This is a genomic window from Nocardioides sp. NPDC006303, from assembly GCF_040613175.1.
In the GTDB taxonomy this organism is placed as follows: domain Bacteria; phylum Actinomycetota; class Actinomycetes; order Propionibacteriales; family Nocardioidaceae; genus Nocardioides.
In genome coordinates this window covers 32231-45310 of record NZ_JBEXRR010000024.1, presented here as the reverse complement: position 1 = coordinate 45310, position 13080 = coordinate 32231, and the positions used below count along the sequence as shown (strand labels likewise).

The 13080-nt window shown below is 69.0% G+C and carries 12 protein-coding genes; 9 read left to right on the top strand and 3 right to left on the bottom strand.

Features of this window, described 5'->3' with window-relative positions:
• Window positions 1-5 precede the first annotated feature (5 nt).
• Genes ABZY89_RS18455 through mgrA form a run of 4 tightly spaced genes read left to right on the top strand, consistent with a single transcriptional unit; the run spans window position 6 to window position 2987 of the window.
• Window positions 6-248, top strand: coding sequence for a helix-turn-helix domain-containing protein (locus tag ABZY89_RS18455; protein ID WP_355229512.1), 243 nt, complete (start codon window positions 6-8; stop codon window positions 246-248).
• Window positions 232-1476, top strand: a complete 1245-nt coding sequence (locus ABZY89_RS18450) for a HipA domain-containing protein (RefSeq protein ID WP_355229510.1) — start codon at window positions 232-234, stop codon at window positions 1474-1476. The genes ABZY89_RS18455 and ABZY89_RS18450 overlap by 17 nt, the downstream gene beginning before the upstream one ends.
• Before the next feature lie 42 nt (window positions 1477-1518).
• The gene (locus ABZY89_RS18445) at window positions 1519-1929 is read left to right on the top strand and encodes a DoxX family protein (RefSeq protein WP_355229509.1); all 411 of its coding nucleotides are present in this window, start codon (window positions 1519-1521) and stop codon (window positions 1927-1929) included.
• Window positions 1926-2987, top strand: a complete 1062-nt coding sequence (mgrA, locus tag ABZY89_RS18440) for an L-glyceraldehyde 3-phosphate reductase (protein WP_355229507.1) — start codon at window positions 1926-1928, stop codon at window positions 2985-2987. The genes ABZY89_RS18445 and mgrA overlap by 4 nt, the downstream gene beginning before the upstream one ends.
• A gap of 7 nt (window positions 2988-2994) precedes the next feature.
• Here the strand turns inward: mgrA and ABZY89_RS18435 are convergent, their stop codons facing one another.
• Window positions 2995-3435 (bottom strand): DUF4440 domain-containing protein, encoded by a 441-nt coding sequence (locus tag ABZY89_RS18435; RefSeq protein WP_355229505.1) that lies wholly within the window; start codon window positions 3433-3435, stop codon window positions 2995-2997.
• Between the two features lie 98 nt (window positions 3436-3533).
• On the opposite strand from ABZY89_RS18435, the gene ABZY89_RS18430 reads away from it, so the two are divergent.
• From ABZY89_RS18430 to ABZY89_RS18415, 4 genes are all read left to right on the top strand, one after another.
• Complete coding sequence (locus ABZY89_RS18430; RefSeq protein WP_355229503.1) at window positions 3534-5009, top strand: amidase; 1476 nt, start codon at window positions 3534-3536, stop codon at window positions 5007-5009.
• A 67-nt stretch (window positions 5010-5076) separates the two neighbouring features.
• Window positions 5077-6900 carry a serine hydrolase gene (locus tag ABZY89_RS18425; RefSeq protein WP_355229502.1) on the top strand — a complete coding sequence of 608 codons (1824 nt, stop codon included), beginning with the start codon at window positions 5077-5079 and terminating at the stop codon, window positions 6898-6900.
• Window positions 6901-6925: 25 nt separating this feature from the next.
• Entirely contained in the window at window positions 6926-8245 is a 1320-nt protein-coding gene (locus ABZY89_RS18420) for a M20 family metallopeptidase (protein WP_355229500.1), read from the top strand.
• Window positions 8246-8385: 140 nt separating this feature from the next.
• A complete protein-coding gene (locus ABZY89_RS18415) occupies window positions 8386-10188 on the top strand; it encodes a bifunctional metallophosphatase/5'-nucleotidase (protein WP_355229498.1) in 1803 nt (600 codons plus the stop codon).
• A gap of 78 nt (window positions 10189-10266) precedes the next feature.
• On the opposite strand, the gene ABZY89_RS18410 is transcribed toward ABZY89_RS18415, so the two are convergent.
• Window positions 10267-11739 (bottom strand): MFS transporter, encoded by a 1473-nt coding sequence (locus tag ABZY89_RS18410; RefSeq protein ID WP_355229496.1) that lies wholly within the window; start codon window positions 11737-11739, stop codon window positions 10267-10269.
• Between the two features lie 167 nt (window positions 11740-11906).
• Between ABZY89_RS18410 and ABZY89_RS18405 the strand changes: the two genes are divergently transcribed.
• On the top strand, window positions 11907-12299 hold the full coding sequence (locus tag ABZY89_RS18405) for a MarR family winged helix-turn-helix transcriptional regulator (protein ID WP_355229494.1): 393 nt from the start codon (window positions 11907-11909) through the stop codon (window positions 12297-12299).
• A gap of 18 nt (window positions 12300-12317) precedes the next feature.
• Here ABZY89_RS18405 and ABZY89_RS18400 read toward each other — a convergent pair whose 3' ends face one another.
• Window positions 12318-13019: a TetR/AcrR family transcriptional regulator gene (locus ABZY89_RS18400; protein ID WP_355229493.1), complete on the bottom strand. Its 702-nt coding sequence runs from the start codon at window positions 13017-13019 to the stop codon at window positions 12318-12320.
• Window positions 13020-13080 lie beyond the last annotated feature (61 nt).

The window sequence follows — 13080 nt, the reverse complement described above, 5'->3', positions numbered from 1 at the left end:
CTGCAGTGACGAGTACGCAGCTGCGGGTGCCAGCCGACTTCGGGCTCGCGCTTCAGCAGGCTCGGTTGGCGCATGGGATGACCCAAGCCGATCTTGCCGGTGAGGTCGATGTCCCGCAGAGCACCATCAGTGAGATCGAGGCCGGGAAGTCGACGATCTTCATGCGGCGCCTTCTGGACCTGATGCAGGCGACCGGGGTCGAGCTCACCGCGACCTGGGAGGACGAGTCAGATGCGCCTCGCCGTTGAGCTCTACGGGACCATCGTGGGTGGGCTGACCGGTCAGCCTGCCACGTACGACTTCGTCCCGAGCGCCGAAGGGATCGATCGCTTCGGCGCCAACAGCCTGATCTTGTCGGTCGTCGCACCGCTGGTCGGCATCTCGCGCAAGCATCAGGCCGCTCGCCGCCGCAACTGGTTCGGCGAGCTGCTCCCGGAGGGCGACCAGTACGACTACATGCTGCGGCAGGCCGCGTTGCGACGCGGGGACACGCTCGGATTCCTCGCCCGCTACGGACGTGACGTCGCCGGTGCGCTGCAGATCTGGGATCTCGACGACCCGACCGAGCCGAGGACGCCATCGCGTCGGCCGGTCGATGGCGTGCAGATCAGGCGTCTGCTCGAGGACCCGGTGGGGTCACCGCTCGCCAACGAGTCGTTGCTCGGCAAGTCCTCGTTGGCAGGTGTGCAGCCGAAGGTGGTTCTCGTGCGCGATGGTGCCGGATGGGCGCAATCGCTGGGTGGATACCCGACCACACACATCATCAAGCCGATGCTGGAGCGACGTCCGAGCGTGGTCTTCGATGAGGAGTACGGTGCCCGAATCTCGCGGGCCTTGAGTCTCGCTGAGCACAGTGCATGGATCGACGACTTCGACGGTCTGCCGGCACTCGTCATCGAACGCTTCGACCGGGCCGCGGGAGCACGGGTCCATCAGGAGGACTTCAGCCAGGCACTCGGTGCCTCGGGCGACCAGAAGTATCAGGAGTACGGCGGCCTCGTGAGCCTGCGACGGGTCGCCGACACCCTGCAGCGGACCACTCGATCCTCCGACCTGGTCACCCTGGCGCGGATGGTCGTTCTCGCGGTCGCTCTCGGCAACCTCGACATGCACGCCAAGAACCTCGGCATCCTTCACCCGCTTGGTGACGAACCTCGGCTCGCGCCGGCGTACGACGTAGTTCCGCAGTCTCACCTTTCGGGGATCGACGGGAAGATGGCGCTGGCCGTGAACGGAAACTACCGCCACGCCGGCCTCGCTGCCTCGGACATCAAGGCCGAGATCACGAGGTGGGGCGTACGTCGTGCCGATCGAATCGTGGACGACTGCCTGGCCGAGATCGCTGAGGTGGTCGTGAAGGAGAGTCCGTTGCCCGGTGCCCACCCCGCCCTTCAGGAGGACATCGCAACCTTCACCGAGAACCTGCGGGCGGGAAGGGCGGTCGGGCGACCCGGGAGTCCTGGGGTCACTGGGTGACTCCCCGGCTCCCACGTTGGGCGGGCGTGACAGAGTCGTCCCGTGAGCACTGAATCTTCTTCGCGGCTCGATCTGCCGCTGGCCGGGTTGGCCGCATTGTTCCTCGGGTCGGGGACCCTGCATCTGGTGAGGCCGCAGGTGTTCGAGCCGATCGTGCCGTCGGCGCTGCCGGATGCGCGCAAGGTGGTCGAGGTCTCCGGGGTCGCGGAGATCGTCTGCGGGCTGGGGCTGCTGCACCCGAAGACCCGCCGGATCGCGGGGCTCGCGAGTGCCGCGCTGCTGGTCGGTGTGTTCCCCGCCAACGTGCAGATGAGTGTCGACGCGGGGAAGCGGGCGAACCGGAAGCGGACCCCGAAGTCGGCCGGTTTCTTCGCCGGTACGGTCGCGCGGCTGCCGCTGCAGTGGCCGATGATCAAGGTGGCGCTGCGCGCCGGAAAGGGGACCGGCGCATGACGTACGTTCCTTCGGAGTCCCGCTACGACGCGATGCAGTATCGGCGGACCGGCAACAGTGGCCTGGATCTGCCGGCGGTCAGCCTCGGCCTGTGGCACAACTTCGGCGACGACCTGGCGTTCGAACGGCAGCGGGCGATCCTGCGTACGGCCTTCGACGCGGGCATCACCCACTTCGACCTGGCCAACAACTACGGCCCGCCCTACGGCTCCGCCGAGGAGAACTTCGGGCGCCACCTGCGCGGCGACTTCGCCAACCTGCGCGACGAGCTGGTGATCTCGACCAAGGCCGGCTGGGACATGTGGCCGGGGCCGTACGGAAAGATCGGCGGCTCGCGGAAGTATCTGATCTCCAGCCTCGACCAGTCGCTGAAGCGGATGGGGCTCGACTACGTCGACATCTACTACCACCACCGTCCCGACCCCAGCACGCCGCTGGAGGAGACGATGGGCGCCCTCGACCAGATCGTCCGGTCCGGGAAGGCGCTCTACGTCGGGCTGAGCTCCTACTCCTCGGCGCTGACCCGTGAGGCGGCGGCGATCCTCCGCGACCTCGGTACGCCGCTGCTGATCCACCAGCCGTCCTACTCGATCCTCAACCGCTGGCTCGAGACCGACGGCCTGCTGGACACGCTCGACGAGGTCGGGGCTGGTGCGATCTCCTTCTCGCCGCTGGCGCAGGGGCTGCTGACGAACAAGTACCTCGGTGGTGGCGGCATCCCGGAGGACTCGCGCGCTGCCAAGGCCCGCTTCCTGACCCCGGAGGCGCTCACGCCCGAGACGCTCGCCGGCATCGAGGGGCTCAACGCCCTCGCCGTCGACCGTGGCCAGACGCTCGCTCAGATGGCGCTCGCCTGGGCGCTGCGCGATCCGTGGATGACCTCGGTCGTCATCGGCGCCTCCCGCCCCGAGCAGGTCACCGACTGCGTCGGCGCGCTCTCCGGTCCGGAGCTCACCACCGAGGAGCTGGCCAGGATCGACGAGTACGCCGCTTCCACCGGCATCGATCTGTGGAAGCGCGACCGGGTCGAGGGCGACTACCGGGAGATCTTCAACTGACCGGGCATCAACCCTGACGCTCGTCGTCCCAGGCAGCAGAGCTGATCCGCCAGCCGTCGTCGGTGCGTACGAACGACATCGTCTTCATGCCCCTGCCGGTGTGGACCTCGCCGTCCGCGCGCCAGCGCTTGCCGTAGGCGCCCCACCAGTGGGCGATGTCGCCGAAGACGTCGGTGCGACCGGGCTCCGGCCACTCCTCGAACTCGCTGATCTCGCCGCTGGTCAGGAGCGCGAGGCGCGGGGCGATGAAGGACTCGACGTCGTAGACCTCGACCGGCAGGCCGCACGTGCGCACCACGGTCGCGCCCGGAAGCATGATCCGGCGCAGATCGTCCAGGCGTGCGGCCGCGTCCGGTCCTGAGGTGAAGGCCGAGAAGAACGCGCCCACCAGGGCCTCGATCGCGGTCTCGTCCGACTTCGAGGCGGCTTCGCCGCCGATGATCGCCATGGCCGGAAACATAGCCACGCACCCCGGAAGTGGCACCTCATTTGGATCGGCTGACTCACATCGACCCGCGTTGCCCGTGTGGCCGCTAACCTGCGCTCATGCGGGTCGATGAGTATCTGACGTACGACGCCACCGGGCTGGCGCAGCTGGTCGCTGCCAAGGAGGTGACCGCGGCCGAGGTCCTGGCCGTGGCGCGGGAGCGGTCGGCGGCGGTGAATCCGCGGATCAACGCGATCGTCGCGGACATCCCCGAGGCCGACGCCCAGGTCGCCGGCGACGGCCCGAGCGGGCCGTTCGCGGGGGTCCCGTTCCTGGTGAAGGACCTGGCTCAGGAGTATCAGGGGCACCCGACGACCTACGGCTCGCGGTCGCTCGTCGACGACGTCGCCGAGGAGCACTCCTACTTCACCCAGAGCGCCTTGGACGCCGGACTGGTGATCTTCGGCAAGACGAACACCCCGGAGTTCGGATCGAAGGGGATCACCGAGCCGGAGCTGTTCGGCGCCGCGCGCAACCCGTGGAACACCGACCACACGCCCGGCGGCTCCTCGGGTGGCTCCGGTGCCGCGGTGGGCGCCGGGATCGTCCCGGCCGCCGGCGCCAACGACGGCGGCGGGTCCATCCGGATCCCGGCGGCCTGCAACGGCCTGGTCGGTCTGAAGACCACCCGCGGGCTGCTGCCGCTGGGCCCGCAGAGCCTGGATGCCTCCAACGGGTTCGTCGTCCAGGGCGTGGTGACCCGCACGGTCCGCGACGCGGCCGGGCTCTACGACGCGCTCATCGGTGACCAGCCGATGGCGATGATCCACGCGCCGCACCCCGGCGCGTCCTTCTCCGAGGCCATCGCGGCCGCGCCGCGCAAGCTCCGGATCGGGTTCACCTCGACGTCCTCCATCACCGCGCCCGACCCGGAGGCGATCGCGGCCGTCGAGGACGCGGCCAAGGCCCTCGAAGCGCTCGGCCACGACGTCGAGGAGGTCGAGGCGCCCTACGACGCCGCCGAGCTCGGCCGCGACTTCCTCACCATCTGGTTCGCCTCCGCCGCTGCCGAGGTAGCCGAGGCCAAGCTCCGCGTCGGAGCCAAGAACGCCGACTTCGAGGCCGACACCCTCGCCGTGGCCGAGCTCGGCCGGGCCGGGGGAGTGGTCGCCGTCGAGCTCGCGCACATCAACCGCCGCAACCACGTACGCCGCCTCAGCGCGTTCCACGAGACGTACGACCTGCTGCTCACCCCGACGTTGGCGAAGCCGCCGCTGAAGGTCGGGCAGCTGACCACGCCCAAGGCGCTCCAGACCGCCGCGCGGGTGCTGCACAAGGTGCACGGCGGGCGGGTCATGCGCGCGACCGGGATGATCGACCAGCTGGTCGCCGAGAACCTCGGCTGGGTGCCCTACACCCAGCTCGCCAACATCACCGGGCGCCCGGCGATCTCGGTGCCGACCTACCGGACCGCCGCCGGACTGCCGCTGGGCATCCAGCTCTCCGGTCAGCTCGGCGACGACGGTCTGCTGCTGCAGGTCGCTGCTCAGCTGGAGCAGGCGAAGCCGTGGGTGGAGCACTGGCCGACGCTCTGACACCGGCGTCGTGAAAGAAAATTTCCTTTCACGCACGAAGCTCGCGCCGGAGCGGCAGTATCGGGGTATGACACCGTCTCCGGACATGCTCATGACCTCTCGGCGCACGCTTCTCGGCGGCACCCTGAGCGGAGTCGCGATGACTCTCCTCGGCGGTGCCGCGGTGGCCTCGACCCCGGAGGACCCGACCAAGGCAACCAGGTCGCTCGCCTCGCTGGCCGGTCAGCCGCCGACGATCACGCCGGACGAGCTGACCTTCACCCCGCGCACCGTCCTGCGTCCCGGCCATGCCCGCCAGGTCGGCCTCGACCCGGCTCAGATCGCGAGGATCCGCACCGAGCTGACCCGGTTCCTCGAGCCGACGACGGAGAACCCCGCCCACCCCCTGTACGCAGGGGCCACCGCGATCGCGGTCAAGGACGGCGTCATCGTCGCCCACGAGAGCGTGGGCAAGGCGCTCCGCTACGGCCTCGACGGCACCACCGTCGTCGAGCTCCCTGCCGAGCAGCAGGTCGCGGCCGGGCTGGACACGATGTGGGACATCGCCTCGATGTCGAAGCTCTTCACCACGACCGCGATCCTCCAGCTGATGGAGCAGGGCAGCCTCGACCTCGAGGCGCCGGTGGTCACCTACCTGCCCGAGTTCGCGCCGCACGGCAAGGACGCGATCCTCGTACGCCACCTCCTCACCCACGTCTCTGGCCTGCTCGCCGGCCCGTCGCCGTCACTGTGGGCGGGCTATGACACCTACGAGGAGCGGGTCGCGGCGATCATGAACACGACGCCGACGCACGCGCCCGAGCAGATCTACCGCTACTCCGACATCAACCTGATCACCCTCGGGATCCTGGTCGAGCGGCTCTCGGGGAAGAAGCTCGATGTCTACGTCCGCGACCACATCACCGAGCCGCTCGGGATGCGCGACACCATGTACAACCCGCCCGCCGACCGCCTCGACCGTGTCGCCGCGACCGAGTACCAGCCCTGGGCCGGCCGCCCGATGATCCGTGGCGAGGTGCACGACGAGAACGCCTGGGCCCTCGGTGGCGTCGCCGGTCACGCGGGCGTCTTCTCGACCGCGGCCGACATGGCCAGGTTCGGCCAGATGTACCTCAACGGCGGCGTCTACAACGGCACCAGGATCCTGAAGGAGGACACGGTCAGGCTGTCGTTGCGCGACTACACCGGAGCCCGGTTCACCAGCTCCCGCGGCCTCGGCTGGGAGCTCGCCACGACCTGGTACCACGGCCCGATCTGGTCCCCGGTCTCCTTCGGCCACACCGGCTACACCGGCACCAGCTTCGTGATGGACCCGATCGGCCACCAGCTCGTCGTGCTGATGACCAACCGCGTCCACCCCAGCCGCGACTGGGGCAGCAACAACCCGTCCCGACGTGCCGTCTCCGACGCGCTCGGGATGGCCTCGGCGGTCCGCCCGGCGACGGGACGTACGTCGTGGTTCTCGGGTCGCACGAACGCGAAGAAGGCGACGCTCGACGTGCCGCTCGCGGCCACCGACGGCGCGAGGCTCCGCTTCGACTACTTCTTCGACACCGAGTCACGCTTCGACTTCGGCCGGCTGCAGTACTCCACCGACGGCACCACCTTCAGCCCGCTGCCCTGGACGCTCGAGGGTGGTGACTGGAGCTGGGAGACCAGCGAGGCGGTCGACGGCTACGGCGGCCGGCGATGGCTGTGCGGCCGCGCCGAGCTTCCGGACAGCACGACCACGGTGCGGTGGACCTACGAGACCGACTCGTCCTCCCAGGGTCGCGGGATCTACGTCGATGGCATCGTGGTCAGCCAGGGGCGGCGTACGTCGTTCGACTCCTCCCGACCTGCCGACGAGGCACGCATCGTCGCCGACGGCTGGGCCCTCAGCGATCGGTGACACATCACCGATAGCCTCTGGCCACATGAGCCAGCCGCAGCAGCCGAACCCGTTCCTGGTCAACCAGCTCCGCGACGAAACAGACGCCAAGGCGCTCATCACGAAGGCCGCCGAGTCGACCTCGGCGGGTGCGCCGAGGGGGATCCTGGACGCGATCCGCGACAAGCTCGTGGACCTGGGCCCCGAGCTGGTCGCGGTCTCCCACGACCTCGCCGAGCACCCGGAGACCGGCTTCGAGGAGCACCGGAGCTCGGCCGGGCTGGCGGAGTTCGTCGAGGCTCACGGCATCGAGGTGGCCCGTGGCGCCTACGGCCTCCCGACCGCCCTCTACGCCTCGGCAGGCGGTGCCAAAGACGGCCCGACGATCGCCGTGCTCTCCGAGTACGACGCGCTCCCCGGCATCGGCCACGGCTGCGGCCACAACCTGATCGCCACGGTCGGCGTGGGGGCGTTCCTGGCCATCGCGAGCGTGATCGACCGCCTCGGCGGCCGCGTGATCTGGCTCGGCACCCCGGCCGAGGAGGGCGGTGGCGGCAAGGAGCTGATGGCGCAGAAGGGCGCTTTCGACGGCGTCGACGCGGCGATCATGGTCCACCCGTTCACCTACGACAGCTCCGAGCCGGTCTTCCTGGGCCGGAGGCAGCTGAAGGTGACGTACGTCGGGGTGCCGGCGCACGCCTCGATCCAGCCGTTCATGGGGCGCAATGCCCTGGACGCGGCCAACCTGCTCTACACCGGCGTCGCGCTCAACCGGCAGCAGATGCCGCCGACCGACCGGGTGCACGCGATCATCACCGACGGCGGCCTGCGTCCCAACGTGATCCCGGAGCACGCCTCGATCGAGTTCTACGTACGCTCCGCCTACCCCGAGACGCTCAAGATCCTCTCCCAACGGCTCGAGGAGATGGCGATGGGTGCGGCGCTGATGACGGGCTGCGGTGTCGAGTTCAGCTGGGACACGTCGCCGGTCTACCTGCCGATCCGCAACAACAGCGGGCTGGCGCAGGCGTGGAACCGCCGCTACCAGGAGCGCAACCACACCGTCTTCGCGCCCGGCGTCGTCCCGGACCTGCTCGCCGGGTCCACCGACTTCGGCAACGTCTCCTTCCGGGTCCCCGGCCTGCACGCGATGGTCAAGATCGCCGAGCCCGACGTGTCGCTGCACAGCCGTGAGTTCGCCGCTGCCGCGGTCACGCCGTACGCCGACGAGGTGCTCGTCGACGCCGCCTACGGTCTTGCCGGGGTGGCTGCCGACTATCTCTCCGACGCGAACCTGCGGGAGACGGTCCGCGACGAGTTCGAGGAGGCCGGTGGCGCGGTGGACGCTACCGAATTTTTCGGGTGATTAACGGTTGATGACGATTAGGCAGCGGTAATCCTGTTACCTCTTCACAATGAGAACCCGAAGGGGCATTGTTCCTTTCGTCGATCACTGAGATGGGGAGCCCCGCAATGCCTCGTAACATCCGAAAGCTTCGCCCCGTTGTGGCCGTTGCCGCCGTCGCTCTCGCGGCCGCCGCAGTTGCCACTCCGCTCGCGAACTCTGCCTCAGCCAAGCCAGGGAAGCACCTGGTCGATGTCCAGCTGCTCTCGTTCAACGACTTCCACGGCAATCTCGAGGCGCCGTCGGGTTCGAGCGGGCGCCTGGTCACCGGCCACCACATCGATCCAGCCACCGGCAAGCCGGTCGATGACACCGTCAACGTGGGTGGCGTGGAATACCTCGCCTCCCACCTGGCCGAGGCGCGCAAGGGCCACGACCGTTCCCTGACCGTCGCCGCGGGTGACCTGATCGGCGCCTCGCCACTGCTCTCGGCCGCCTTCCACGACGAGCCGTCCATCGAGGCGCTCAACAAGCTCGGCCTGGACGTGACCGCGGTCGGCAACCACGAGTTCGACGAGGGCTACAAGGAGCTGCAGCGCATCGCCGACGGTGGCTGCATCGACGACGGCGACGGCGAGGACAACCAGAACTCCTGCGCCGCCCACGAGTACGCGGGCGCCGACTTCGACATCCTCGCCTCCAACGTGATCGAGGACGCGAGCGGCAAGACGATCCTGCCGTCCTACGCCATCAAGGAGATCGACGGCGTCAAGATCGGCTTCATCGGCATGACCCTGGAGGGCACTCCCGACATCGTCACCGCCGAGGGGGTCAAGGGCCTCACCTTCAAGGACGAGGTCGAGACCGCCAACGCGCTCGTGCCCAAGCTGAAGAAGAAGGGCGTCAAGGCGATCGTCACCCTGATCCACGAGGGTGCCAACCTGCCGAGGGAGAAGTGGACCGACCCCGCCACCGGCACGGTCTACGACGTCAACGCCAGGTACGACTACACCTGCGAGGGCGGCGGCGAGCTGGTCGCCGGCTCGCCCATCGTGCCGATCGCCCAGGGCCTCGACCCCGAGATCGACATGCTGGTCACCGGCCACACCCACAACCCCTACGTCTGCGACGTACCGGACCCCGAGGGCAAGTCCCGTCTGGTCACCTCGGCCTCGTCCTTCGGCCGGCTCTACACCGAGACCAACCTGAAGTACAACCTCAAGTCGCGCGACATCGTCCGCTCGTCGGTCGAGGGCTCGAACCTGCTCGTCACCCGGGACGTGGCCAAGGCCCCCGAGCAGACCACGCTGATCAACACCTACAAGGAACTGGTCACCCCGATCGCCTCCCGGGTGCTCGGTTCGATCTCCGGTGACGTCACCCGCACCACCAACGCCTCCGGCGAGAGCGCCCTCGGTGACCTCATCGCCGACGCCCAGCTCGCCGACCAGTCGACGGTCGTCAACGGGCAGACGCCGGTGATCGCGTTCATGAATCCGGGTGGCATCCGTGCCGACCTGACCGCGACCAACTCGCCCTACGGGGAGGCCGTCGGTGAGGTCACCTACGACGAGGCGTTCACGGTCCAGCCGTTCAACAACTACCTCGTCTCGCTGACCATGACCGGCCAGGACATCTACGACCTGCTGACCCAGCAGGTCACCGGCGCCAACGCCGCGTCCCACAAGATCCTGCAGGTCTCGGAGGGCTTCTCCTACCAGATCAGCCCCTCGGGTCCCGTCGACGGATCGGTCACGCTCAACGGCCAGCCGATCGACAAGGCCACGTCCTACCGGGTCGTGACCAACAACTTCCTGCAGGGCGGGGGCGACGCCTTCGCGGCCTTCACCAAGGGCACCGACCCCTACTACGGCGGCCTCGACATCGACGCCTTCGCCAACTACCTGGAGGCCAACTCGCCCTACACCCCGGGCCCGCTCGACCGCATCACCGGGACCCACTGAACGAAGACTCGTTCGTACGCAGCGGGCCCGACCAGCTCTGAGCTGGTCGGGCCCGCTGTCGTATCGGCGCGTTGCCGATCAGCGCGATCCGGCGAGCACCGCGTCGTCTGCGGTGTCGTCGGCCGGCTCCGATCGCGGCCTGGGGATGAGGAGCACGATCAGCGCACCGACACCGGCCGCCAGCGCCCCGATCACGAAGCAGACCTGGAACGCGCCCGCGGTCGGAATCTCGGGCATGCCGGGGGCGAGGACAGTCGTCCGGCTGGTCAGCACGATGGCCATGACCGCGCCCGCGACCGTGGTGCCCATCGAACGCATCAGGCTGTTCAGTCCGACGCTTGCGGCGGCCTCGGCGGCCGGGACGTTGCTGAGGATGAGCGTGGGCATCGCGGCGTACCCGATCCCGACGCCTGCCGAGGCGATGCAGGAGGCGAGCATGAGCTGCCACGGGGCATTCATCAGGAAGACCGCGACGACGTAGCCCGCGGCCAGGACGACCGCGCCGATCGCCATGGTGCCGCGTCCGCCGAGGCGGGTCAGCAGGCGGGAGGACACCGGGGTGAAGAGCATCATCATCAGACCGGCCGGCGCCATCCACATGCCGGCCTGGAAGATGGTCTGGCCGAGGCCGTAGCCGGTGGCCACGGGCATCTGGAGGAGCTGCGGGACCACGATCGACTGGGCCATCATGCCGAAGCCGATGAGGACGGCCGCGATGTTGGTGAACAGCACCGGCTTGCGCGCGGTGGTGCGCAGGTCGACGAGCGGGTCGTCGTGGCGCAGCTCGTACCAACCCCAGAGCAGCAGGATCACGACGCCGCCGACGATCATGCCGAGGGTCCTCGGCTCGCCCCAGCCCCAGTCGTTGCCCTTCGAGACGCCGACAAGTACGCCGACGAGCCCGGCCGCGAGCCCGAGCGCGCCGATGATGTCGAGGCGACCGGGGTGGGCGTCGCGTACGTGCGGGACGACGGCCGCGGTCAGCACGGTGACCGCGAGGGCCAGGCCGGCGGAGACCCAGAAGAGGGTGTGCCAGTCGAAGTCCTGGGCGATCCAGGCGGCCAGCGGCAGGCCGAGCGCGCCGCCGACCCCGAGGGTGGCGCTGACGCCGGCGACCGCGGTGTTGCGCAGGTGCTCGGGCGCGACCTCGCGTACGAGGCTGATCGCGACCGGGATGTAGCCCATCGCCATGCCCTGGAGCACGCGGCCGACCAGGACCGGACCGACGGCGTCGGAGAGTGCCACGATGACGGAGCCGATCACCAGCACGATCCCCGAGATCACCAGGACCGGCTTCTTGCCGTAGAGATCGGCGAGGCGGCCGGTGACGGGCATCGTCACGCCGGCGCCGAGCAGCGTGGCGGTCACCACCCAGGACGCGGTGCTGGCCGTGGTGGAGAGCAGTTCGGGGAGCTCGCTCTGGATCGGGATGACCAGTGACTGCATCAGCGCGGCGCAGAGGCTGCCGAAGCAGAGCACCATGACGACGGCCATGGCGCCACCCGTCGAGCGCGTGGCCGGCTCGCGGGTGGGGGACGGGGAGGAACTCAAGGCACACCTCTGATGTGTAATCTACATATCGACGTATGTATGCTACACATCATGAGGTTCACGCGACAATGCCCGGAGATGTGATGCCGTCCACAAGGCCGTCCTCCGGGGACCCTCTTTTCAGGCCGATCAGCCCGGATCTGTCCACCGACCGCCGCCTGGCCTCCTTGGTCGGGCGACTCGAGGTGCACCGCCGTCTCGCCGAGGACCGCAGCGCGCTCAGCCATGCCGACGGCCGTCTGCTCTGGTTCCTCTCCGACGGCCGGCCGCGTACGCTCCGGGAGATCGCCGACGGCCTCAACCTCGAGCAGTCGACCGTGAACCGGCAGGTGAACGCCGCGCTCTCGGCCGGCCATCTGCGGAGGTTCGCCGAGCCGGGGCGCTCGGCGCGACTGATCGAGCCGACGGAGGAGGGGCTCGCCGTCTATGAGGCAGCCTCGGCCCGGGCGCTGGGCGCCTATGCGGACGGGCTGGCCGCTCTCGGAGGCGAGTCCGAGAAGTTCCTCGAGTTGCTCGAGCGTTTCGTGGGTGCCTACGGCGAGGCCGTGCGGGAGCGATGACGCGCAGCATCGGGATCTCTAGTCGCCGGAGCCGCTCGTCGTCAGCCCGCCCATGAGTGTCGTCGCGGACGAGGCTGCCGGGGTGATGCGACTGTCGGGGATCCCGCATGCCCGCAGGCAGGTCGAGGCGATGACGGCGGCGGTCCCATCGTCGATCGGCACGCCGCTGCTGCGGAGAGTGGTGGTGACCTCGACCAGATGCATGAGCATCTCGCCGAGGTGGCCCGGCTCGGCCGCTGTTGCGGCGCCGGGCGCCGCGGCCCGGGTGGCGATCCGTCCGTAGGCGTCGGCGAGCTCGGCGCGAATGCTGCGAAAGGCATCGAATGCGTCGCTGCTGGTCACATCGGGATGAGTGGCCAGCATGCCGATGTTGTCCGGCGCCTCGGCGAGCGTCTGGATGTCGATGAGGGCCAGCAGGTAGAGCGCGGCCTCGGGGCTCGCGGACGCGGTCAGCTGCTCGATCTGGTCGACCCGGTCGACGGTCGGTCGGACGGATCGCTCCAGGAGCTCGGCGAGGATCTCGTCCTTGCCGGTGAAGTGGTAGTAGAGCGACGCCTGTCTGATACCGACCTTGTCGGCGATCTCCCGTGTGGAGGTTGCTGCGAAGCCCTTGGTCACGAACAGCTGCGCCGCGGCGTGAAGCACCTGCTCGCGCGGTGGCGCTGCTGTGCTCGAGGGGACGAGGCGTGGTCGTCCGGGATGGGTTCGTCGGATGCTCATCGAGGCCCTGCCTTCCTGTCGACGTCGACCCCGGATTCAGTAGAGCATAATATGTCGATCT